Annotated in this window: 16 protein-coding genes; 4 read left to right on the forward strand and 12 right to left on the reverse strand. The window is 73.5% G+C overall.

The genetic code is table 11. From position 1 onward, the window contains the following. Positions 1-4: 4 nt before the first annotated feature. Genes SYYSPA8_RS11215 through SYYSPA8_RS11225 form a run of 3 tightly spaced genes read left to right on the forward strand, consistent with a single transcriptional unit; the run spans position 5 to position 4,371 of the window. Positions 5-706 carry a thioesterase II family protein gene (locus tag SYYSPA8_RS11215; protein WP_323446934.1) on the forward strand — a complete coding sequence of 234 codons (702 nt, stop codon included), beginning with the start codon at positions 5-7 and terminating at the stop codon, positions 704-706. 17 nt (positions 707-723) lie between these two features. Next, a complete protein-coding gene (locus tag SYYSPA8_RS11220; protein WP_323446935.1) occupies positions 724-1,548 on the forward strand; it encodes an SDR family oxidoreductase in 825 nt (274 codons plus the stop codon). A gap of 33 nt (positions 1,549-1,581) precedes the next feature. Then, positions 1,582-4,371, forward strand: coding sequence for an amino acid adenylation domain-containing protein (locus SYYSPA8_RS11225; protein ID WP_323446936.1), 2,790 nt, complete (start codon positions 1,582-1,584; stop codon positions 4,369-4,371). Positions 4,372-4,374: 3 nt separating this feature from the next. Here the strand turns inward: SYYSPA8_RS11225 and SYYSPA8_RS11230 are convergent, their stop codons facing one another. The 8 genes from SYYSPA8_RS11230 to SYYSPA8_RS11265 all read right to left on the reverse strand — a co-directional run bounded on the left by SYYSPA8_RS11230 (position 4,375) and on the right by SYYSPA8_RS11265 (position 13,885). Next, positions 4,375-5,040, reverse strand: coding sequence for a response regulator transcription factor (locus SYYSPA8_RS11230; protein ID WP_323446937.1), 666 nt, complete (start codon positions 5,038-5,040; stop codon positions 4,375-4,377). Next, a complete protein-coding gene (locus SYYSPA8_RS11235; RefSeq protein ID WP_323446938.1) occupies positions 5,040-6,176 on the reverse strand; it encodes a sensor histidine kinase in 1,137 nt (378 codons plus the stop codon). Before SYYSPA8_RS11235 ends, SYYSPA8_RS11230 begins: the two co-directional genes overlap by 1 nt. A 207-nt stretch (positions 6,177-6,383) precedes the next feature. Next, the gene (locus SYYSPA8_RS11240; RefSeq protein ID WP_323446939.1) at positions 6,384-6,902 is read right to left on the reverse strand and encodes a metal transporter; all 519 of its coding nucleotides are present in this window, start codon (positions 6,900-6,902) and stop codon (positions 6,384-6,386) included. 126 nt (positions 6,903-7,028) lie between these two features. Continuing rightward, positions 7,029-8,711 (reverse strand): acyl-CoA dehydrogenase, encoded by a 1,683-nt coding sequence (locus SYYSPA8_RS11245; RefSeq protein ID WP_323446940.1) that lies wholly within the window; start codon positions 8,709-8,711, stop codon positions 7,029-7,031. Continuing rightward, the gene (locus SYYSPA8_RS11250) at positions 8,708-10,489 is read right to left on the reverse strand and encodes an acyl-CoA dehydrogenase family protein (protein WP_323446941.1); all 1,782 of its coding nucleotides are present in this window, start codon (positions 10,487-10,489) and stop codon (positions 8,708-8,710) included. The genes SYYSPA8_RS11245 and SYYSPA8_RS11250 overlap by 4 nt, the downstream gene beginning before the upstream one ends. Continuing rightward, positions 10,486-12,267, reverse strand: a complete 1,782-nt coding sequence (locus tag SYYSPA8_RS11255; RefSeq protein ID WP_323446942.1) for a fatty acyl-AMP ligase — start codon at positions 12,265-12,267, stop codon at positions 10,486-10,488. The genes SYYSPA8_RS11250 and SYYSPA8_RS11255 overlap by 4 nt, the downstream gene beginning before the upstream one ends. Before the next feature lie 4 nt (positions 12,268-12,271). Further along, complete coding sequence (locus SYYSPA8_RS11260; protein ID WP_323446943.1) at positions 12,272-12,487, reverse strand: MbtH family protein; 216 nt, start codon at positions 12,485-12,487, stop codon at positions 12,272-12,274. 57 nt (positions 12,488-12,544) lie between these two features. Next, complete coding sequence (locus SYYSPA8_RS11265; RefSeq protein WP_323446944.1) at positions 12,545-13,885, reverse strand: cation:proton antiporter; 1,341 nt, start codon at positions 13,883-13,885, stop codon at positions 12,545-12,547. Positions 13,886-14,481: 596 nt separating this feature from the next. On the opposite strand from SYYSPA8_RS11265, the gene SYYSPA8_RS11270 reads away from it, so the two are divergent. Next, entirely contained in the window at positions 14,482-17,400 is a 2,919-nt protein-coding gene (locus SYYSPA8_RS11270) for a LuxR C-terminal-related transcriptional regulator (RefSeq protein ID WP_323446945.1), read from the forward strand. Here the strand turns inward: SYYSPA8_RS11270 and rfbB are convergent. From rfbB to SYYSPA8_RS11290, 4 genes are all read right to left on the reverse strand, one after another. Beyond that, positions 17,387-18,430, reverse strand: a complete 1,044-nt coding sequence (gene rfbB, locus SYYSPA8_RS11275) for a dTDP-glucose 4,6-dehydratase (protein WP_323446946.1) — start codon at positions 18,428-18,430, stop codon at positions 17,387-17,389. The genes SYYSPA8_RS11270 and rfbB overlap by 14 nt on opposite strands. After that, entirely contained in the window at positions 18,427-19,545 is a 1,119-nt protein-coding gene (locus SYYSPA8_RS11280) for a glucose-1-phosphate thymidylyltransferase (protein ID WP_323447378.1), read from the reverse strand. The genes rfbB and SYYSPA8_RS11280 overlap by 4 nt, the downstream gene beginning before the upstream one ends. Positions 19,546-19,792: 247 nt before the next feature. Further along, a complete protein-coding gene (locus SYYSPA8_RS11285; RefSeq protein ID WP_407705993.1) occupies positions 19,793-21,034 on the reverse strand; it encodes a cytochrome P450 in 1,242 nt (413 codons plus the stop codon). Between the two features lie 92 nt (positions 21,035-21,126). Then, on the reverse strand, positions 21,127-22,437 hold the full coding sequence (locus SYYSPA8_RS11290) for a glycosyltransferase (protein WP_323446948.1): 1,311 nt from the start codon (positions 22,435-22,437) through the stop codon (positions 21,127-21,129). Positions 22,438-22,833: the final 396 nt, after the last annotated feature.

Raw genomic sequence — 22,833 nt, forward strand, 5'->3', positions numbered from 1 at the left:
TGACATGCGAAGGACATCCCTGGTGTGCCTCCCCTTCGCGGGGGCCGGCGCCTCGTTCTTCCACCCATGGGCGGCGCTGACCGACGGCAACCCGCGGATCGTGGCACTCCAGCTGCCGGGACGGGAGTGGCGGCTGTCCGAGGACCCGTACCGGAACGTGGCCCAGGCCGTGGCGGGGCTCCTCCCCGCCGCGGGCGGCCAGATCGCCCCCGGCGACCGGGTGGCGGTCTTCGGACACAGCCTCGGCGCCGTCCTGGCGTACGAGCTGGCCCACGCGCTGGTCGCCCACACCGGTGCCGATGTGGCACGGCTCGTCGTGAGCGGATCACCGGATCCCTGGACACCACGGGCGAGACGGGCGACCGGCCTCCCCGACGACGAGTTCCTGCTGCGCGTCAAGGAGTTCGCCGGCTACGGCCACGAGGCCCTCGCCGACCCGGACATGCGCGAACTCATCCTGCCGACCCTGCGGGCCGACGTCGAAATGCACGAGAACTACACGCCCGCCACGGACCGGCCGCTGCCGGTGCCCATCACCGCCGTCCGCGGCACCGGGGACGACCTGGTCACGGCCGAACAGACGGCGCGATGGGCCAGGGCGACCAGCGCCGGCTTCACCCGGGCCGAGGTGGAGGGCGGACACATGTACATCGCCGAGGACCCCGGCAGCCTGCTGCGCCTGATCGATGACGAACTCGCCCGCTGAGCGCCGAGGAGAGGCCCATGGAGCTGGACGGCAAGACCGCGATCGTCACGGGGGCCGCCCGTGGCCTCGGCCGGGCCTGCGCGGTCGCCTTCGCCCGCGCGGGCGCCGACCTCGTCCTCCTCGACGTCTGCGCGGACCTGCCGGGGGTGCCGTATCCGCTCGGCAACCCCGGCCAGCTCGCGCACACCGCCGACCTCTGTCGTGAGCACGGCGCCGCCGTCCTGACCCGGCACGTGGACATCCGCGACCTCGCCGCGCTGCGGCAGGCGGTGGACGAGGCCCACGACCGGTTCGGAAGCGTCGACGTGCTGCTCAACAACGCCGGGATCGCCGCTCCCTCCGGCAGGGCCACCGACGAGATCACCGAGGACGAGTGGCAGCTCATGATCGACGTGGATCTCTCCGGCGCCTGGCGCGCGATCAAGGCGGTCGGTGCGATCATGACCGGCCAGCGGTCCGGCAGCATCGTCAACGTCGCGTCGACGGCCGGGCTGGTCGGCTACCGCAACTTCGCGGGGTACGTGGCCGCCAAACACGGCGTCATCGGACTCACCAAGGCGGCGGCGCTCGACTTCGCCCCGGTGAAGGTCCGCGTCAACGCGCTGTGCCCGGGATCGGTCCGGGACGACCCGGCCGTGGAGGGCCGGATGCTGTCGGAGATCGCCAGGTCGCTGGAGGTACCGGTCGCCGAACACGAGGAGGCGTTCGTCCAGTCGCAGCCCATGAACGCCCTGATCGAGCCCGGTGACGTCGCATCGGCCGCCGTCTGGCTCGCCTCCGACGGCTCCCGGCAGGTCACGGGATCGGTCCTCACGGTCGACGGCGGGTTCACGGCCCGCTGAGCCGCCCCTTCCGCCGAACGCAGGGAGATGAACGTGGTCACGCCCCCCTCGCAGCCGCCCGGGAACGCCCGGCACTGCCATGCCCTTCGCCTCCGGCTCGGCACCCCCGCCGACGCCGGCGTCCTCGCCGAACGCTTCGCACGGCTCACCGCCCCGGGCGGATTCTGGTCCGAACGGGTGCCGTTCGCGAGCGACGACCCGGGCGGCGTCCGCCGCCGTGCCCGCGAGCTGGCCCGGCCCGTCGGCGCCGGCCGGGGCGCGCGCGCCGTCCTGATCGAGTACACCGACGGACGGGCCGACCTCGTCGTCGTCGCCCACCGGGCCGCGTTCGACGGCCGGTCGCTGCGCCGCCTCGCCGCCGCGACGCTCGACGGCGCCGCGCCGACCGACGAGGGTCCGCCGCCCGCGTGGACCGGGAACGGTACGGCCCTGCCCGAGGCCGACCCCGCACCCGTGTGGGGCCTGGGCGAACCGGGGCCCGGCGACGACGCGGTGGCCCGGTGCCTGCTCACCCTGCCCGCGGGCACGGACCCGGACCCGGAACGCTGGCGGGCGGCGTTCGCCGCGGTCCTCGGCCGGTACGAACCGGAGAAGCCGCCCGGACGGGCCCCCGGCGCGGGACTCCTCTTCGAATCCGACGGCGATCCCGACGGCGATCCGGGCGGCGATTCCGGCGGCGGTCCCAGCGGCGCGTTCAGCGGGAAATCCGGCAGGGCATCCGGCAGGGCATCCGGCAGGGCATCCGGCAGGGAATGGGAGTACGTGCCCTGCCAGGCCCCCCTCCACCCGCTGACGATCACCGTGGGACGCGGCCCCGGCGGCACGGTCGAGCTGCGGGCCGACCACCGGCCCGCCCGGATCAGCGAGCCGGTCGCGGCCCAGTTCCTCCGGCATCTGGCCGAGGCCCACCGCCGGGCCCCCGGCTCCCTCGCCTCCCCCGACTCCCCGGACACCTTCGACACCTTCGACATCTTCGACAGCGCGGAACGGGAACGGGTGCTGGCGCTCGGACGCCCTCCGCTCCCCCTGCGCACCACTCCACGGCGGATCCCGGACGTCTTCGCCGAACGCGCCGCCGAACACCCCGACGCCGTCGCCCTGCTGGACGAGGACACCCAGGTCACCTACGGCGAACTCGACCTCAGCTCCACCCGGCTCGCCCACGGCCTGCGCGCCGCCGGGGTCGCCGACGGCGCCCTGGTCGGCGTCTGCCTGGAACGCTCGGCGGAACTGGTGGCGGTCCTGCTCGCCGTGCTCAAGGCCGGGGCGGTCTACGTGCCGCTGGACCCGGCGTACCCGGCGGACCGTCTCGCCTACCTCGCCGAGGACTCCGAGCTGTCCGTCGTGGTCACCACGCTCGACGACTTCCCCGGCCCCCCGGATCTCAGGGCACTCACCCCCGACCGGGTACGGGAGCTGGGCGGCGACGGCACCGACACCCCGCCCCCGACCGGCGCCGGCCCGGCGGACGCGGCCTACGTCATCTACACATCGGGCTCCACCGGCCGCCCCAAAGGCGTGCTCGTCCCGCACGCCAACGTCGTCGCCCTCGTGGACGCCACCCGCGACGACTTCGCGCTCGGCACCACCGACGTCTGGACGTTCTTCCACTCCGTCGCGTTCGACTTCTCGGTCTGGGAGATCTGGGGCGCCCTGCTGACCGGCGGCCGTCTCGTCGTCGTCCCGTACTGGCTCTCCCGGTCGCCCGAGCGGATGCACCGGCTGCTCACCGACCGGGGGGTCACCGTCCTCAGCCAGACGCCCTCCGCCTTCGCCCAGCTCGCCCAGGAGGACCGGACGAGACCCGGGCGGCTGCCGGTACGACTGGTGATCTTCGGGGGCGAGCCGCTGGACACCCGGAGCCTGCTGCCGTGGCTGGACCGGTACCCCGAGTCCCGCTGCCGCCTGGTGAACATGTTCGGCATCACCGAGACCACCGTCCACGTCACCGCCGGAACGGTCACGCGCGGCCTCGCCCTCGCCGGTTCGAAGTCCGTCGGCAGACCGCTCCCCGGCTGGCGGGTGTACGTGCTGGACGAGACCGGGAGACCGGTGCCGCCGGGGGTCGCCGGGGAGATCCACGTCAGCGGTGCCGGAGTGGCACTCGGCTATCTGCGCCGACCCGGGCTGACCGGGGAGCGGTTCTGCGCCGACCCGTTCGGCGACGGCCGGATGTACCGCACCGGCGACCGGGGACGCCTGCTGCCGGACGGCACACTCGAACACCTGGGACGGCTCGACAACCAGGTCAAGCTGCGCGGCTTCCGGATCGAACTGGACGAGATCCGCTCGGTGCTGGCCGAATGCCCGGGGGTGGTCGCGGCGGCCGTGACACTGCGCCGCACCGACCCACAGGACGCGGCCACCAGCCGTATCGACGGGTACGTGGTGCTCTCCGGCGAGGCCGCGACAACCGCGAACCCCACGGCACACATACGGGAGCGGATCAGCCGCATCCTGCCGGACTACATGCTCCCGGCGACCGTCACCGTGCTGCCCGCGCTCCCGATGACCGCCCACGGAAAGGTGGACTTCTCCGCCCTGCCCGAACCCGGGACCCCCGCAGCCGCAGCAGGGGCAGGGGTCGGGGACGGCCTCCGGGCCCCCGAGGACGACATCTCCGGCGCGCTGCTGGACGTATGGCGCCGGCTGTTCGGCTCCACCGTGGGCGTATCCGACAGCTTCTGGGAGCTGGGCGGGAACTCGCTGCTCGCCATGCGGATCGCGGCGGCCGTCCGGGAGCGCGGCCTGCCCCCGCTGGATCTGCGGATGCTGTATCTCCACCCGACGGTACGGGAGCTGGCGGCCGCGATGGCCGTGTGACGGCTACGCGGTGCTCTCGACGACGCGGTTCTCCCAGGCCCAGACGGCGATCTCGGTCCGGTTGCGGACCCCCAGCTTGGTCTGGATCCCGGACAGATGGCTCTTGACCGTGCTGATGGAGATGAACAGTTCGGAGGCGATCTCCTGGTTGGTGCGGCCGCGCGCGATGGCCTGGACCACCTCGACCTCACGCCCCGACAACGGCATCGACCGCGCGGCACGCGAATGGGGCACCGAGCCCGCGTCGTTGAGATGCTTCAGCAGCCGGAGGGTGATCGACGGCGAGACGAGGGCCTCGCCGTTGTGCGCGGCGCGGACCGCCTCGATGAGCAGGGCGGGTCCGGCGTCCTTGAGGACAAAGCCCACCGCGCCACCGCGCAGCGCCCCGTACACGTACTCGTCGAGATCGAACGTGGTGACGACGATGACCCGGATCGGATCGGTCACCCCCGGGCCGGCCAGCGCGCGGGTGACCTCGATGCCGTCGAGCCTGGGCATCCTGATGTCCACCAGGCACACGTCCGGGCGCAGCCGTCTGGCCATCTCGACCGCTTCGGCGCCGTCCTCGGCCTCACCGGTGACGGTGATGTCGGGCTGATCCTCCAGGATCAGCCGCAGACCGCGCCGGATCATCGTCTGGTCGTCGGCGATCAGGACCTCGATGGACATCACGGCTCCCTGGTGGGGACGGGCAGGGCCGCCCGGACGGACCAGCCGGCACCGGGCCGGGGGCCGGCGTCCAGCGACCCGCCGAGCGTTTCGACACGTTCACGCATGCCGATCAGACCGTACCCTCCGCGGTGGTGCGCGCGAGGGGAACCCGGCGGGGCGTCGTCCGCCACTTCCACGGTGACACCGCCGGGTGTGCGGCCCACGGTGACCTCGATGGAACGGGCGTTCCGCGCGTGCCGCAACACGTTCGTCAGGGACTCCTGGACGATCCGGTACACGGTGCTGGTGACCTCCGGCGGCCACCGTGTGTCGGCTTCGCCGTCGGGCATCGCCAGGCTCACCGTCGGGCCCTGCCGGCTGAACCGCTCGACCAGGGCGCCCAGCTGCTCGGGGCCGGGTGAGGCGGGCGCCGCGTCGTCGGTGTCCCGCAGCAGGCCCACGACCCGGCGCATCGCGGTCATGGCCTCGCCGCCGGCGGTCTCGATCTCGGTGAGCGTGTCCGCGACCTTCTGCGGATCGCGCCGCGCGACGACCTGCGCCGCCTGCGCCTGGATCAGCATGCCCGTGATGTGGTGGGCGACGATGTCGTGCAACTCCCGCGCCAGCTCCAGCCGTTCCGCCCGGCGCACCCGCTCGGCGGCGGCCCGCGTCCGGCCGTCGTAGGTCCGCAGCGCCAGTCCCACGGCGACAGCGAGCAGCCAGCCCACGGTGGTGATGGCCGTCACGGCGGAGGACGGCCGGCCGGAGAACTGGCCGACGATCACCAGGAGTCCGCCCGCCGTGACGGCACCGGCCGGCACCGTCGGCAGTGCCCTGACCGCCGAGCCGGTGAGCACCGCCAGGCCCAGGGTCATGGCGGGCCCCGGCTCGGCGGGCAGCCGGACTCCGGGCATCATCCCGATCAGTACGATCAGGGCCGCCACGCCCAGGCCCGCCGCGGCCGTCCAGGTCAGCTCCCGGTGGCGGGCCAGCGCGAGCGCGCACACCACGGCGGTGGCGACACTGCCGGGGACCCAGGACGCTCCGCCCCAGGTCTGTGCGAGGGCGAACGCCTGGATCACGATCGCCGTGAGGAACACGGCACCGAGCCCGGCGGTCGAGGCACCCTTGACCCATCGGTGGGGAATGGTCACGGCGCTCAGGCTACCCAATCCCCGACCGCCCTCCGCGCCGTTCGGCGCGGCACCAGGGGTACCGCTCACCGTGTTCACGACCTCTCCACGCTCTCCGCGCCTCCGGGGCGCCGCTCGTTCCGGTGCTCCGGAGGCTCCGTGACCGCAGTGGACCGTCCGGGGTTACGGGGAGGACGGTCCAGAGCTACCGGGAGGGACGGTCCGGGATTACCGGGAGGACTGTCCGTTTCCGCCGCCCTGACGGTCCTGGACCCGCAGGGTCGCCCCCAGCGCGAGCGCGACGGCCATCGTCAGCGACGACAGGCCCGTCACGATGGTCCAGCCGTTGACCCAGACCGCACCGGCCAGGACGACGCCACCCGCGGCGATCGCGGCGGCCGGTGCGGTCGGGAGCTTCCTGACCGCGGAGCCGACGAGCACGGCCAGGGCGAGCGACGTGATGGGCGCGGGCTCCTGCGGCAGGTCCTCGCCCACGGCCAGGGACACCGCGACGGCGATGCCCGTCACCGCGAGGCCCGCGAGCGCGGCCGGCATTCTGTGCCGCTCACGCACCAGCGCGAGCGCGCTCACCACCACCGACACGGTGGTGCCGAGCACCCAGGAGGCGCCGCCCCAGCTGTCCGTGAGCATGTACGTCGTGAAGGAGATCCCCAGGACGAACACGAAGGCAAGTCCGATGTTGAAGGTGTTTCCGGCCGGTCGCACCGACCGTTCCGCTGTATTCATGCTGCTTAGGCTAGGAAGTACGGGCTCACAGCGGACCAGCCGAAAGTACGGAAGAGTGCCGGACGAGCCGTGCTTTGGACCGGTTCCGGCACGGTGGATCCGTTCCGCCCGGCCACGGGGCCCTCCTCAGGACGGGACGCGGCGGGCGGACAGATCGAGGAGACGGCTGTCGAGACACCGCTCGACCGCCAGGTCGAACAGCCGCCGCTCCACGTCCGCACGCTCCGCCGGCGTCAGCACCGGCGGCCCGCCCATGCGTCCCGTCAGCCGGTCCAGGACCCCCAGCAGCGCCGCAGCGGGGTAACGGGTGCCGCACTCCTGCCACACCCCCAGGACGGAGGCGGCGGCGAGGACGGCCGTGTACCGGTCGGCGAGCGCGAACGCGGCGGGCGAGGCGTCGATCGTGAGATCCTCCGGCCCGAGCGCCGCGCACCCCTTCCGCAGCGCCTCCAGCTCGTCCCGGCACCGCGCGGCGAACCGGCGGACCGGATCGGAGTCGTCCGCGCGGGCGCCGTCCGCGATCTTGAGGAGTGTGCCGATGACACCGTCGTGGCGCGGCATGCCGGGGCTCAGCCGGTCCAGGGACAGCGCCGGCAGGTCACCGCCCAGGTCGAACAGCGCCGGTGCGGCGGCCCGGCCGTCCGGCCATGCCCGGCGGGCCAGCCTCGGCAGCTGCGGAAGCAGGGTCACGAGGGCCGCCGCGAGCGAGACATGGGAGAAGGTCGCCGGGGCCACGTCCCGGGCCAGCTTCTGGAACATCGCGTACGGGCCCCGCCGCAGATACGACCGCGCGCCCAGGACCGCCCGCAGATCGTCGAACGCGTCCAGCAGGATCCGCGCGGTCAGGTACTTCGCCGCCGGGGCGTAGACCGCCATCGCCTCCGGCTCCAGATGCAGCGCCCGCAGGACCACACCCGAGAACGCGTCCATGGCCAGCAGATCGGCCCAGGCACGGGCGATCGCCGCCCGCACGTACGGCAGGTCGGCGACCGCGCCGCCGTACAGACGGCGGTCGAGCGAGCACCGGATCACCAGACGCAGCGCGGTGTCCAGCGGCCCGACGTACACCGCCGGGCCCACCGAACGGGTCGTCTGGTACGAGCGCAGGGCCACCTCGATGCCCTGGCCCGGGGAGCCGATCAGGGCCCCGGGGGGCACGGGGCAGTCGGTGAACTCCACCCCGCCGAGCTGGACACCGCGCATGCCCGAGCTGTGGAAACGCGGCAGGTCCCGCAGGGCTCCGGCCGGCAGCCCGTCCCGCAGGAGCAGGAACTGGCTGTGGCCGCGGCTGCCCGCGCCCGCACCCGTCCGGGCGAACACCACCATGGCCTCCGCCCGCCGTACGTTCGCCACGACCTCCTTGCGGCCGGACAGCAGCCAGCCGTCCGCGTGCGGCCGGGCGGCGAACTCGGCGTGCGCGAAGTCGTTGCCGTGCGCCAGCTCGTGGAACGCGACGGCGATGCGGCCGTTCGCCAGCAGCAGGTCCGCCGCCCGGCGCCGCTGCTCCTCGTCGCCGGCGGTCCAGATGTTGACGGAGGCGATGAGGGAGCTGAAGCCGTAGCCGAGACCGAGGCACGGGTCCCGCCGCCACAGCGTCCGCAGCACCTCGGCGAGCCGGTCGGCGCGCTCCAGCCGGCCGCCGTGGGCCACCGGCACGAACTCGGCGTTCAGCCCGTACGTGTCCAGGGCCCGCTCGCCCTCGGCGAGCATCTCCTGACGTTCGTCGGCGGCCAGGACCGCCGCGTGACCGACCGGGTTGTGGTCGTCCAGGGCATCGCCCAGGAGGGCGTCGAGCGCGGCGGCGGTCATGAGTGGCCCCCCTGGGGCATCGGCGCGCCGAACGGGGTCACCGGGGCGCCGGTCCGCGCCGCCTGTGCCACGTACCGCGCGAGCGGCTCGTCGATGCGGTCGTCGCCCGGGGCCGGGTCCGGCGGCGCGGTCCGCAGCCCGGCGGCGAGCGAGGCCCGCAGCGCGCGCAGTGCCGCCCGTACCCACAGGCCGTCCTGCCACAGCGGTTCGCCCTGGTGCCGGTGGCGTCCCGCGGACCATGCGTGCAGGCAGGCCGCGCCCGCGTAGCACAGTTCGTAGGCGGCGGCGATCTCGTAGGCGGCCATCGGCGGGCGGGCGGCCGGAGCCACCGCCGCCATCAGGTCGTGCACGGCCGCCGTGGTGGCCTCCAGCGCGGCGGCGTGCTCCGCGAGCCCCTCCGGGGCCGGTCCCGTGGCGAGGGAGCGGGCCAGCGCGGGGAGGGACTGCACCACCGAGCACCCCCGCCGGGACAGCAGGGTCAGGGCATCGCGGTCCAGCGGGCCCGGCGGGGCGCCGCCCACGGCCACGGCCTCCGCCAGCCCGGCCGCGTCCACGGATCCGGCGGCGTACCCCCGTACCAGGCGGGGGAACTGCTGGACGAGCGCCGCACGGTTCACCGGGGTGCTGCCGTCGAACACCGACACGATCCGGTGGTCGCGCCAGATCTTCTGGAAGGCGCCGTCCGCGTACACGCCGGTGAGGAAGGAACGGGCCCCCAGCAACTCGGCGAGTTCACCGAGCACCGTGTCGGTCAGCTCCGGCGCGACGGACTTGACCAGCGCGGACACCACGCTCATCTCACCGGTGAGGGAGTGGATCGAGCGGCTGCCGACCAGGGCCGCGGCCTCCGAGGCGGCCAGCAGCGCCGCGCACCGGCCGAGGGACGCCCGGGGGTGGGCGCGCTCCAGCAGCGGGCGCCGCTGGATGATCCGTTCGGCGGTGAACGCGGCCGCGATCCGCAGCGCGTGCTCACCGGCGCCCAGCGACAGGGCGGCGCACATGGTCCGGGTGAGCTGCAACGCGCGCAGCACGGTCTCGATCCCGGTGCCCTCGCCCCCGAGCAGCGCGCCGGACGGCAGTGCCGCCCCCTCGAACGCGATGCCGGAGATGTCGACGCCCCGGATGCCGTGGGTGGGTTCCTTGGGCAGTGCCCGCCAGGTGCCGGGGGCGAGCGCGGCGCGGTCCACGAGGAAGAGGCTGTGGCCGCGCGCGCCGCCCGCCGCGCCGGTGCGGGCCAGGACGGTCAGATACGGGGCCCGGGTGGCGTTGTTGACGGGCCATTTCACGCCGTCCAGCCGGTATCCGCCGTCCTGGACGGTGGCGGTCAGCTCCCCGTCGAGGAGGTCGGCGCCGTGGTCCGGCTCGGACAGCGCCCAGGCGACCGGGTGGCCCGCGAGGACCGCGTCCGCCGTGGTGCGGGCCTGTCCGGCGTCGCCGGCGAGCCAGACCGACGCGGCGCCGAGGTAGGTCTTGCCGTGCGCGACCATGGTGCTCAGGTCGTGCCGGGCGACCGTACGCCAGAGCCGCGCGAGGATTTCGTGGTCGGCTCCGGCGCCGCCCCACTCGGCGGGCACGTAGTACGCGGGCAGGCCGAACGCGTCGAGCCGGGCGACGAACGGGGCCGGGAACTCCTCGGCGGCGTCCAGCTCGGCGGAGAGCCGGCCGGCCGCGCCCCCGGGGCCCGGCGCCCCGTCCGGGCCGGGGCCGGCCGCCTCCAGCAGGGCCGCGTCGAGCGCGGCCGCCAGCGCGCGGCCCGTGCCGAAGACGGCCGCGGTCACGGCTTCGGTCCCGCCGGCGCCGTGCGCAGCGCGGGCTCCAACTCGGCGTGGAGCACCGGCACATCGCCCGCGAGGAACCGGTCCCGCAGGGCGGTACGTCTGATCTTGCCGCTGGTGGTACGGCGTACGGTGCCGCGCCGCACCAGCACGACGTTGCGCACGGGAAGGCCGAACGACCGGGTGAGCCGGCGGGAGACCGCGGTGGCGACGTCCGGCAGCTCGGACTCCGGGGTCCCCGGGCGCACCTCGTGGACCAGCACGACGCTCTCCTGCGGCGTGCCGACCCCGAACGCGACCCCGAGCTGGTCGCCGAGTGCCCGGTGCGCGGCGCGGGCCTCGTGCTCCAGGTCCTGGGGGAAGAGATTGCGGCCGTGGACGATCAGCAGTTCCTTGAGCCGGCCCGTGATGAACAGCTCGCCGTCGAAGAGCGCGCCCAGATCGCCGGTGCGCAGCCAGCCGGGCCCGTCCTCGTCGCCCGCGAGCCGGGCGTCGAACACCCGCGCGCTCAGTTCGGGCTTGCCCCAGTAGCCGCGGCCGATGCTCCCTCCGCGCAGCCAGATCTCACCCACCCTGCCCTCGGGCAGCGGTTCGCGTGTCCCCGGGTCGGTGATCCGCAGATCGAAGGCGTGCGCCCGGCCCACACCGATCAGCTGCCGCCCGGTGCCGCCGGGCACCGGCCGCAGCCGTGGCCCTTCGGCCGACTCCAGGAGCGCCTGGTCCACGGTGAGCACGGTCGGCCGGACGTCGTCGGGTACGACGGTCACGTACGCCGTGGACTCGGCGAGGCCGTAGCCGGGGGAGTGGGAGCGGTCGCCGAGCCCGATCCGGGCGAAGCGTTCCGTGAACGCCTCCGTGGTCGGTACGTGGATGGGCTCGGCGCCGTTGAGCGCGTAACGCAGGGCCGACAGGTCCAGGCCCGCCATCATCTCGTCGGTGACGAGGCGGGTGCAGAAGTCGTACGCGAAGTTGGGGGCGCCCGTGTAGGTGACCCGGTACCGGTCCAGCATGCGGAGCCACTCGACGGGCCGCCGCAGGAGCAGGGTCGGCTGCATCAGCGTGAGGGGCGCGCCGCACAGCAGTGCGCAGGTGAGCTTGGTGAACAGGCCCATGTCGTGGTGGAGCGGCAGCCAGCTGCCGAACCGGTCGTCCGGCCCGAGGCCCATGTGGGTGCAGAAGGCGGCGGCATTGGTCAGGATCGCGCCGTGGGTGAGGATCACCCCGTTCGGCGATCCCGTCGACCCGGAGCTGTACTGGAGGACCGCGTCCGTGTCCCGGTCGACCACCCGCCCGTGGACCGGCTCCCCCGCCCCGGGCTCCGGGGCCCCGCCCACGGGCCGTACCGCCTCCACGGGGAGCCGGTCGAGCCCGTGGGCGCGCAGCTGGTCGACCACGGCCGCGTGCGCGGCGTCCGTGGTGATGGCCAGGCCGGGCGAGCAGTCGGCCGCGATTCCCGCGATCCGCTCGTCGGCGCTCGCCGAACCGCCCGGCGTCGGCGAGGGCACGGCGATCAGCCCGGCGGACAGGCACGCGAGGTAGACCTCGGCGAACTCGATCCCCGACGGCAGGGCGATGAGCACCCGTTCGCCGGGGGCCAGCCGCCGGGCCAGGCCGGCCGCGCGCACCCGGGTCCGGCGGGCCAGCTCCGCGTAGGTGACACTCTCGTGTTCCGGAGCGGTGGAGCCCTGCCAGAGGGTCAGCGCGGTGCGTTCGGGATACTCGGCGACGCGCGCGGCGAACGCCTCCCCCAGGCTCCGGAATCCGGTGAGGTCGAGGGTCATGGCGTCAGCGCCGGCCTTCCATCGCCTCGATGAGGCTCTTGGGCCGCATGTCGGTCCAGTTCTTCTCGATGTAGTCGAGGCACTCCTGGCGGCCGGCTTCTCCGAAGACGGTGTTCCAGCCGTCGGGGACGTCGGCGAAGACGGGCCAGAGCGAGTGCTGGCCTTCGTCGTTGACGAGAACGAGGTAGGTGGCGTCGGGGTCCTCAAAAGGATTCGGCACAGCGTTGCCCTCTCGCGATGAAGGAATGGAGTGTGGGGGCGGCTCGACCGCGCCTCACTATGCCTCCGCGGTCCGCTGACCATCAATACCGAAGGAGCGTTCCCGCAGTTCCTCCTCGGCTGTCTGCTCGACCTTGGACATCGTGGCGCGCAGGATGGGCGGGGCCATCAGCGAGGTGACGATCGCGACCAGCACGATGATCGTGTACATCTCGGTGCCGAGTACGCCGAGACGCAGCCCCACCATCGCGATGATCACTTCTATGACGCCCCGGGCGTTCATCCCCGCCCCCAGGGCCAGCCCCTCCCAGTGACTGAGCCGGCTGAGCCGCGCCCCCGCGTACGCCCCGGCGAACTTGCCGAACACGGCGGCCGCGAGCACCCCGAGACCGGTGAGCAGGACGGCGGGGTCGGCGAGCGCCGTGAGGTCCATCCGGAGCCCGGCGGTGGCGAAGAAGACCGGTGCCAGGACCGCCACCACGAAGGTCTGGAGCGGGGCGATCGCCTTCTGGTCCAGCGCGCCGCTCGCGCGGATCACGACACCGGCGACGAACGCGCCGAACACCGCCTCCAGGTCCATGGCCTGGGTGGCGGCCGACGCGAGCAGCGCCAGGACGACCACGACGGTCACGGTCCCCCCGCTCCCCGGCGTCCGCGCGGCCGCCCGCAGGCAGAACGCGACGACGGGCCGCAGCAGGACCGCGCAGATCAGCACCACGGCCAGCCAGGTCACCGAGAGGGCCAGTTCGCCGGAGTGGAACCCGGTGGTCGCCATGGCCGAGACCATCGAGAGCAGCAGCCATCCGATGATGTCGTCGACCATCACGGCGCACAGGGTGAGCTGGCCGATATTGCGGTGCAGCAGCCGCAGATCCATCAGGGTCCTGGCGATGACGGGAATGGCACTGACCCCCATGGCGACGCCCAGGAACAGCGCGAACACCGGGCGCTCCCCCGGGACCAGGAAGGCGGGCAGCGCGAAACCGACGGCCACACCCAGCGCGAGCGGGACGGCGATCCCGGCGAAGCTGATACGGATCGCCGCGGTGCCGCGCCGGCGCACCATCGACAGGTCCATGTGGGCGCCGGTGAGGGCGACGAGCAGGAGCACACCGATCTGCCCGGTCGCGTCGAGGAGATGGAACTGCCCGGGGTCGCGTGGCAGCAGCCAATCGCTGAACCCGGGCGCGACCTGCTCCAGGATCGACGGGCCGAGCAGGACGCCCGCGCACAGCTCACCGACGATGGCGGGCAGGCCGAGCCTCACCGCCAGCCGGCCGAGCAGGAACGCGACCAGCAGCAGCGTTCCGACCTGGAGCAGGAAGACGAGCAACTGGTGGGCGGCGATGGTGGGTACCGGTTCGACGGCCAGCATCAACGAGCCTCTCTGTGAGCGCATCTCGTCCGGGCCCTGGCGGGGGACGCCGCTGCCCGCCGGCCGGTACCCCGGCTTCGGGACGGGCGTACCCGGCGGGCCACGGCAGCCGGGTGCCGGTGCTACCGGCAGGCCGGTGATCGTGGGGGGAGGGGGGAGGGGTTCATTCGACATGGTTCGGCACCGGGGTGTCCAACCGCACCCGGGTCCTCACTTGGACGAACGCGCGAGCGGTGCCCCGGGGCGGGGTGGCACCGGAGAACCAGGCCCTGGGGAGAGGGCCCGGGGCCGACCCCCACCGGCCAGGAGCGGTGGAGTGCGGCGGGCGTACCTTCGCCCCGTCGGGTCGTCGGCGTCAACTACCCCGACCCATCACGGAGATGGCCGGATCCGGTGCACACGGCCCGGCCGCCGCGGAGCCGTCCCGCCTCCGTCGTTGAACCGTTGCCCGGACGACAGCGTGTCGAAGGGCGACGGCCGTCGCCCGGTGGTGCGAGCGGGTGCCGCCCTGACCGTACGCGTGTGCCGGGGCGGCACCCGGCGGCCTGCGGAAGGGAGGCCACCCTCGCGCCACCTTCGCGCGCGTCGCGTCACATCGCGACTTCACGATACGGAGGGTCATGGGTCCTCACGCACGCCCGCTGCCGCAAGTGCGCGGCCGGGAACAGCAGCTGGCACAGATCGGCGCGAACCTGCGGGACGTGACGGGCGCCCGGCGGAGCCGGGTCCTCCTGGTGGAGGCGGCGTCCGGCACGGGCAAGACCCGCCTCCTCCTGGAGGCCGCCGGCATCGCCGCCAGAAACGGCTTCACCGTCGTCGGCGGTGTCGCGGCCGGTCACGACGGCGCACCCAGGGCGTCCCCGGCGGCGGCCGGTGCCCACCCCCACCCGCCGGGCACCGCCGAGGACGGATTCCACCATCCGACCGGGTCCCTGGCGATCGAGGCGGCGCGGGCCCGGCTGCGCACCGACGCGGAACACCACCGCACCGTCGTCGCCCTCGACGATCTGCACTTGGCGGACCCGCCCGCCCTGTCCGCCCTGTGCGACCTCGTCATCGCCCTCGGCGGCCGCCCGATCCTGTGGCTGCTCGCCTTCGCCCCGGACGGGGACGCCGCCCCGTACCAGCCGGTCAAGACCTGTCTGGGCCGGCTCCGGGGGAGACTTCCCACGGAACCCCTGCGGGAACTGGGACCGCTCCCGGGCGAGGCGCTCGCGCAACTGGTCGCCGACTGCGCCGGAGCCGCCCCCGGGCCGACGCTCCTCGCCCTCGCGGAGAGCGTCAACACCACGCCCCGCGCGGTGATCGAGCTGATGCGCGCGCTCGCGGAGGACGGCGATCTCCAGGTGGTCGACGGCATCTCCCGGGTGCGGACCGGCCCGCCCGGTCCCGGCCCCGGCGTCGGCGCAGGTCCCGGCACTGGCACTGGCACTGGAGTCGGCACCGGCGTCGGCGTCGGACCTGGTCGCGGCACCGGCGTCGGGCTGCCCAACCCCGTACCGAAACGTTTCTCCATGCTCATGCGCAGAGAGTTCCGATCGCTCTCCGCACCCACCATGAAGGCGCTGCGGCTGGCGGCCGTCCTCGGATCGCCGTTCGCCCCCGAGGACCTGTCGGCCATGCTCGGCGAAGCACCGGTCGGACTGCTGGCAGCGGTCGACGAAGCGGTCGGCCGGGGACTCCTCGTCTGCGGCCGGCACGACCTCGCCTTCCGCAGCGAACCGATCTGGCGGGTCCTGCTCGACTCCGTCCCCCTGCCGATGTGCGCGCTCCTGCGCCGGCAGGCGGCCGGCATGCTGCTCCCGCGCCCCGACGGCATCGAACGCGCCGCCCTCCAACTGGTCCACGTCGCCCAGCCCGGCGACGCGGAGGAACTCGACGTCATCGCCGAGGGGGCGCACAGGCTGCTGGCCACCGACCCCTCGACCGCGGCGTCCCTGGCGACCCGGTGCATGGAACTGCTGACACCCGGCCGGTCCGAGCGCGTACGCCTGGCGCGGACCGCCGTCGAAGGCCTCACCAGGGCGGGCGACCCGGGCCGGGCGATCACCCTGGCCAAGGACACGATCGACGAGGTCGCCAGGCTCGAAGCCCCGCTGTCCGCGCCGCTCGCCACGGACGTCGCCGGACTGCGGGCGTCGATGTCGACCGCGCTGCTGCGACTGGGGAACGCGCGGATGGCACACCGCGCCGCAGGCGACGCGCTCGCCGCGCAGGCGGGCGGACCCCCGCAGCAGGAGGCCGTGATCACCCATCTCGCGGCCTCCTACCTGACCGGGGACAGCACCGGGATCCAGCGCGCCCAGAAGATCCTCAGCGCGCCCGGCCGGCATGTCCAGGCCGTACGGGTCGGCGCGTTGACCGTGCACTCGCTCGACCAGTGGCGCGAGGGCCGCGTGGGCGACGCGGTGGAGACCCTGCGCAAGGCCGTCGCACTCGACCACGGCGGCGAGAGCACCCAACTCCTCGACCCGCGCTGGTTCCTCGCGTTCGCCCTCACCAGGACCGACGAGTACGACGAGGCGGCGGCGGTCGTCGAGTACTCCGCCCGGCCGACCGGCCCCGACGCGGGCAGGACGGCCGCCGCCGTCCCCGCCGTGCTCCGGGCGCCGCTCCACCTCGCCCAGGGACGCCTGGACGAGGCGGAGGAAGCGGCGCGGATCGGTGTCGCCACGGACGGCCTCTATGTCCCGATCGCGCCACAGGCATGGCTGGTCCTGGCCACCGTCGCCCTGCGCCGGGGAGCCCTCACCGAGGCCGAGGCCCACATCAAGGATCTGGACGAGAGCTTCCCCCAGGACGACGCCTCCCCTCCCTGGTGGCCCGCACGCCTGCTGCTGAACGCCCAGCTGGCCGAGGCACAAGTGGACGCGCGCGCTGCCATGGACGTCCTGATGGAGATCGCGGCCCACGCGGGCGCGCTCCGCGAACTCGTCCTGGAGGACCCGGCCGCCGCGGGCTGGTGCGTCCGCAGCGCGCTCGCGGCGGACCGGCCGGGCATCGCCCAGGCGGTGGTCGAGACGACGGAGTACCTCCGCACGCACAACCAGCACGTCCCCGCGGTGCTCGCCGCCGCCACGCATGCCCGCGCGCTCGCCGAGGGGGACGCCGACGCCCTCGCCCAGGCGGGCAGGCTGCACCGGAACCCGTGGGCCCGGGCCGCGGTCACCGAGGACCACGCCGGCCTGCTGCTCGACCGCGGCGACCACGAGGCCGCGATCAGCCGGCTGGACCGCGCGATGGGCGCCTACGGGGCACTCGGCGGCGAACGGGACGCCGCACGCGTACGGGCCAGGCTGCGCCTGCTCGGTGTGCGGCGCCGGCACTGGACGCAGGCCAAGCGCCCGGTCTCCGGCTGGGAGAGCCTGACGAAGACCGAGCGGAAAGTGGCCGAACTGGTGGCCTGCGGGCTCACCAACCAGCAGGCCGCACGCCGCCTGTTCATCTCGCCGCACACGGTCGGATTCCACCTCCGGCAGGTCTACCGGAAGATGGGAATCCGCTCCCGCGCGGCCCTGATCCGGCTCAGGACCCAGTGAGAACCACCCCGCCGCGCAGTCCCGCCGGATCCACTCGACCCGCCGCGGTGGTTCGCGGGACCCGCGCCGTCAGCGGCTCCCACCAGCGGCGGTTCGCCGCGTACCACGCCACGGTCTCGGCGAGACCCCGCTCGAACCCGGTCCGTGGCGCGTAACCGAGCGCCCGCAGCTTGTCGTCGGCGAGCGAATAGCGGCGGTCGTGGCCCTTGCGGTCGGGCACCCGCTCCACGCGCCGCCAGTCGGCGCCCAGCGCGTGCAGCAGCCGGCCGGTCAGCTCCAGGTTGGTCAGCTCGGCGGTGCCGGCGACATGGTAGACCTCGCCCGGCACGCCGCGCTCGGTGACCAGCCGGACGGCCCGGCAGTGGTCGTCGACGTGGATCCAGTCGCGCACATGGCCGCCGTCACCGTACAGCGGTACGTTCAAGCCGTCGAGCAGCCGGGTGGTGAACAGCGGGACGACCTTCTCCGGGTACTGGTACGGGCCGTAGTTGTTGCCGCAGCGGGTGATGCTGACCGGCAGCCCGTGGGTACGGGCGAAGGCGAGCGCGATCAGATCGCCGCCGGCCTTCGACGCGGCGTAGGGGGAGTTCGGGCCGAGCGGGGCCGTCTCGTCCCAGGAGCCGGCCGCGATACTGCCGTACACCTCGTCGGTGGAGACCTGGACGACCCTCGGGGTGCCGGCGTCGAGGCACGCCTGCATGAGGGTCTGCACGCCCAGGACATTGCTGCGGACGAACTCGCCCGCGCCGGCGATCGACCGGTCGACGTGCGACTCGGCGGCGAAGTTGACGACGACGTCATGGCCGGGAACCGTCTCCCTGAGCAGGCCGGCGTCGCAGATGTCGCCGTGGACGAAGGTGAACCGGCCCGCGACGGGCGCCAGGTTCGCCGGGTTCCCGGCGTAGGTCAGCTTGTCGAGCACGGTCACGTCGTACCCGTTCGCATACCCGTCGGCGTCCGCGTCCGCGACGCAGGACCGGACGAAGTGGGAGCCGATGAAACCCGCGCCGCCGGTCACGAGAATCCTCATGAGGCGACCTGCACCTTGCTGTGGTCGCCGAGGACGAGCCGGTGGGCCCTCGGGATCCGGGGCATCGACGGCACCGTCGCCGTGCCCGTGCCCGCTTCTGTGTCCGTCTCCGTCTCCGTCACCGTCACCTCGGTCTCGCGTCCGATCAGTGAGTGCTCGACGCGCCGCATCCCGACGATGGACGCGCCGCGCAGCACGATCGAGTTCGCGATCTCGCTGTCGACCACCGTGCAGTCGCTGTCGATGGAGGTGAACGGGCCGATGTGGGAATCACGGATCCGCGAACCGGCCGCGACCACCGCCGGGCCGACGATCCGCGACCCGGTGACGGTCGCGCCCGCCTCGATCACGACCCGGCCGACCAGTTCGCTGGAGTGGACCTCACCGGAGCAGTCGGCCTCGACGCCGTCCAGGACGAGACGGTTGACCTCCAGCATGTCGGCGACGTTGCCGGTGTCCTTCCAGTAACCGGAGACGACCGTCGACTGCACGCGGCAACCCGCGTCGATCAGCCCCTGGATCGCGTCGGTGATCTCCAGCTCGCCCCGCCACGACGGCTCGATCCGGCCCACGGCGTCGTGCACCCGGGCCGTGAACAGATAGACGCCGACCACGGCGAGGTCGCTCTTCGGATGCTCCGGTTTCTCCTCCAGACCGATCACCCGGCCCCGCTGGTCCAGCTCGACCACGCCGAACGCGCGCGGGTCCGCCACCCGGGTCAGCATGATCTGGGCGTCGGGCCGGCTCGTCCGGAACCGCCGTACGAGCGAACTGATGCCGCCGACGATGAAGTTGTCACCCAGGTACATCACGAAGTCGTCGTCGCCGAGGTAGTCACGGGCGATGCGCACGGCGTGGGCCAGACCCAGCGGTGCGTCCTGCCGGAGATAGGTGACCTCCAGGCCGAAGCGCGAGCCGTCGCCGACGGCGGCCTCGATCTCGGCGGCCTTGTCACCGACGACGATGCCGACCTCGCGGATGCCCGCATCGGCGATCGATTCGAGGCCGTAGAACAGGACCGGCTTGTTGGCGACGGGGACGAGCTGCTTCGCCGAGGTGTGCGTGATCGGCCAGAGCCGGGAGCCGGACCCGCCGGCGAGCACGAGCCCCTTCATCGGCGTCAGATCACCCGGACGGTCGGCGAACGGCAGATCACGGCCGCGAGCGCGGCAGCCGGCCGCCGGCAGCCGGAGGTTCCCGCTCCCGGGTTCGGCCGGTGCCGCCGACCCGGCCGGCGGCCGCTCGGTGGTCTCAAGGGTACGAGCCATCATCTCCCCATATCCGTGGAAGGGGTGCATTGGTGGTGGGTGCTCCGATGAACACGCGGGGGCGGGGGCAGGAGCGGGACCGGGGCGGATGTGCTCAGGCCAGCACGGCGGGCAGGACACTCATCCGGCGGATCATCCACTCCGACTCCCACGCGACGGCGGTACGGGTGCTCAGCCGCGCCCGGGGGAAACGGCGCAGGAACCCGCCCAGCGCGATCTGCGCCTCAAGACGGGCCAGCGAGGCGCCGATGCAGTAGTGCGCGCCGAGACCGAAGGAGAGATGTCCCTGCCCCTGCCGCTCCGCCGCGAAGCTGTCGGCCCCCTCGCCCGGCCGCCGGTTCGCGGCGGCGATGTTGACCTGCACCGGGGCGCCCTCGGGGATCAGATAGCCGCCGAGGTCGATGTCCGCGGTGGCGAACCGCCAGGTCGGGTGCGGGAACGGCGGGTGCACCCGCAGGGTCTCCTCGACCCACGCCCTGATCTCCTCCTCGGACCGCGGCCGCTCGTCGGCCGGCCGCCGCAGGGCCTCGTACAGCGCCGCGGAGATCAGGCTCCCGGTCGTCTCGTAGCCGGTGATGACCATCGCCAGGGCCCAGACGACGACCTCGCCCTCGGTGACCGCCGCGCCCGGCCCGTCGGAGGCGGCCAGCAGGCCCGTGATCACCCCGTCGTGCAGCGGGCCCGGGTCGCGCACCCAGCCCTCGACCGCCCCGTACAGCGCCCTGACCGCGTTGCCGCGTGCCGCGTAGTCGGAGGAGTAGAGGATGACGTCGGTGATCCCGCGCAGCCGCTGCTGCGCCTCGGGGGGCAGACCGAGCATCTCGGAGATGAAGGCCAGCGGAATGCGGTGCGTGTACTCCGTGACCACGTTGACTTCGGCAGACTCGCCCGAACCGGAACCGGAACCGGAACCGGCACCCGAACCGGCTTTTGGTTCATGAGGATCGGTCACCGCCGCGGCCTGCTCCAGCTCGTCCAGGAACCCGTCGACCTTGGCGCCGACCTCCGCGCCCCACTTCTCGGTGTTGCGCGGACTCAGCACCGACGCGTGCAGCCGCCGGATCCGCGCGTGGTGCTCCCCATCGCTCATGATCATGGTACGGGCGTACTCCGGGTCCGGCTGCGACCCCAGCATCAGGCCCGGCTTGCGCATCCAGTCGGGGACCAGGGTCACGTCCTTGGCGAGCCGCGGATGCGCGAGCGCGATCCGCACCAGCTCCCGGTCGCACACGACCCAGGCGTGCCTGCCGAGATAGGGGATCCGGACGACCGGCGCCACCCGGGCGGCCGCCAGCAGCTCCGGCATGCAGTCGAAGGGCCCCGGGTCCGTCGGCATGCCCGCCTCGGGGGCCTGGACCGGGCATTTCCCCGTCGTGGCGCTCGCTGTGACACGGGGTGTGGCGTTCACTGCGGCGTTCACTGCGGCGTTCACTGTGTGACACCTCCGGTGGGAATCCGGCCGTGGGATGCGGCCAGGGACTCGATCAACTCGGCGGCCCGTCGCGGGGCGTCGCGGCTCCGGTGCTCCCGGGCCAGCGCGCGGGCCCGCCGCCGGTAGCGCTCGTCGGTCAGGACGGTGGTCACCGCGGCCCGTACGCGGGACTCCGTCACGGCCCGCCGCCCGAGGACCACACCGGCACCGGCCCAGGCGACCCGGGCCGCGATGTCGGGGTTCTCCTCGGAGCCCGGCGCGACGACCAGGGGCACCCCCTGGGCGAGGGCCGCGTTGACGCCGTTGTAGCCGCCGTTGGTCACCATCACGTCCACGTGCGGCAGCAGATGGTGGTACGGGACGAACCGCTCCAGCCGGACGTTGCCCGGCAGAGGCAGCAGCTTGTCGGTGTCCAGGGTGCTGCCGGTGGTGACCACGGTGAGGACGTCCTCGCCGGCCAGCGCCCGCACGGCGGGCACGAGCAGCCGGCCGACGTCGTTGGCCGTGGTGCCCTGGGTGATCAGCACCACCGGCCGGCCGCCCCGCAACTCCTCCCACCAGCCGGGCGGGTCGAAGTGTTCCGGGGGGAGGCCGAAGAGCCCGCCCACGAAGTGGGTCCCCGGGAGCAGGTCGCGGCGGGGATATTCGAAGGAGGGCACCGTGCCCATCAGATAGAGGTCCGGCGGGCGGGCGATGTTCTCCAGGGCGCCCGTCCGCAGCCGTTCCAGTCCCACCAGGGCCCGGGTCCGGTCGGCCGCCCCGCGCAGGTCCCGCATCGCGACCTGGTCCCCGAGGAACCGGAGCAGCGCGTCGCGGACCCGTCCCAGCGGCCACGGACCCGGCCGCAGCCCCCAGCCGAGCGGCGGGGCGTCCCTGCTGCCGGGGATGTAGACCGAGTTGCTCAGCCAGGCCAGCGGGATGCCGGTGCGCTCACTGGCGAAGCACGCGCCGTAGCACATGTCGTCGGCGAGCACGCAGTCGGCGGGGAACCGTCCGAGCACCGCCAGCAGGTCCTCCAGCTGGCCGGGCGCGGTCCCGTAGAAGATGTCCCGGATGCCGGTCTTGAAGCCGGCGAGCCCGGTCAGTCCGGCATGGGCGGGGAAGGCCTCCTCCCTGCTTTTGCCGCCGAAGTCGAGCCCGGCGCGCATGGGTTCAAAGCGTGCGCCGGTCCGTTCGACCTGCTCCTGGAAGACCCGGCCCGTGTACCAGCGCACCTCGTGCCCGCGCCGGGCCAGTTCCCGGGCGACCTCGAACACGCTGACGACGTGCCCTGGTGCCGGTGTGGTAGCGATCAACACTCGTGTCATCGTCGCCTCCGTCGGGGTGGGTGATCGCTGGTGCCCGTTGTGTGCGTTGTATGCGATGTGCGCGTGACGTCCGTTGCGTCCGTCGCCCTCCGGCCCTGGACGTCAGCCATCCACGCAGGCCAGCATCGCCCCGCCCCGGCCACTGGATCGCGGTGCGGGAAAAATCCCGCGCGTTCGTGCGGGATGGCGCCGTCCCGCCGGCCCCTCCGCGTCGGCGCACCGGCGGCCGAACCATCCGTGCCCACGCCCGGTGAGTGATACGAACGCGCGGTCACCGCGCCAAGAATGGGTCGCAGAGCAATCCCCGGCATCGCCCTTCCAGAGTTTCAGGGCCCTTTCCGGAACGGGGAAAGGGAAGGGAAAAGGGAAAGGCGCCGGGTTCATCCAGGACAAGCT

This window comes from Streptomyces yaizuensis (assembly GCF_034961445.1).
GTDB lineage: Bacteria > Actinomycetota > Actinomycetes > Streptomycetales > Streptomycetaceae > Streptomyces > Streptomyces yaizuensis.

Bases quoted from the DNA above. Each gene is read 5' to 3' on its own strand.
- SYYSPA8_RS11230 (WP_323446937.1), bottom strand. From the start codon at position 5,040: ATGTCCATCGAGGTCCTGATCGCCGACGACCAGACGATGATCCGGCGC.
- SYYSPA8_RS11255 (WP_323446942.1), bottom strand. From the start codon at position 12,267: ATGACCCTCGACCTCACCGGATTCCGGAGCCTGGGGGAGGCGTTCGCC.
- SYYSPA8_RS11265 (WP_323446944.1), bottom strand. From the start codon at position 13,885: ATGCGCTCACAGAGAGGCTCGTTGATGCTGGCCGTCGAACCGGTACCC.
- SYYSPA8_RS11280 (WP_323447378.1), bottom strand. From the start codon at position 19,545: ATGAAGGGGCTCGTGCTCGCCGGCGGGTCCGGCTCCCGGCTCTGGCCG.
- SYYSPA8_RS11285 (WP_407705993.1), bottom strand. From the start codon at position 21,034: ATGCCGACGGACCCGGGGCCCTTCGACTGCATGCCGGAGCTGCTGGCG.
- SYYSPA8_RS11240 (WP_323446939.1), bottom strand. From the start codon at position 6,902: ATGAATACAGCGGAACGGTCGGTGCGACCGGCCGGAAACACCTTCAAC.
- SYYSPA8_RS11215 (WP_323446934.1), top strand. From the start codon at position 5: ATGCGAAGGACATCCCTGGTGTGCCTCCCCTTCGCGGGGGCCGGCGCC.
- SYYSPA8_RS11220 (WP_323446935.1), top strand. From the start codon at position 724: ATGGAGCTGGACGGCAAGACCGCGATCGTCACGGGGGCCGCCCGTGGC.
- SYYSPA8_RS11245 (WP_323446940.1), bottom strand. From the start codon at position 8,711: ATGACCGCCGCCGCGCTCGACGCCCTCCTGGGCGATGCCCTGGACGAC.
- SYYSPA8_RS11270 (WP_323446945.1), top strand. From the start codon at position 14,482: ATGGGTCCTCACGCACGCCCGCTGCCGCAAGTGCGCGGCCGGGAACAG.
- SYYSPA8_RS11290 (WP_323446948.1), bottom strand. From the start codon at position 22,437: ATGACACGAGTGTTGATCGCTACCACACCGGCACCAGGGCACGTCGTC.
- rfbB (WP_323446946.1), bottom strand. From the start codon at position 18,430: ATGAGGATTCTCGTGACCGGCGGCGCGGGTTTCATCGGCTCCCACTTC.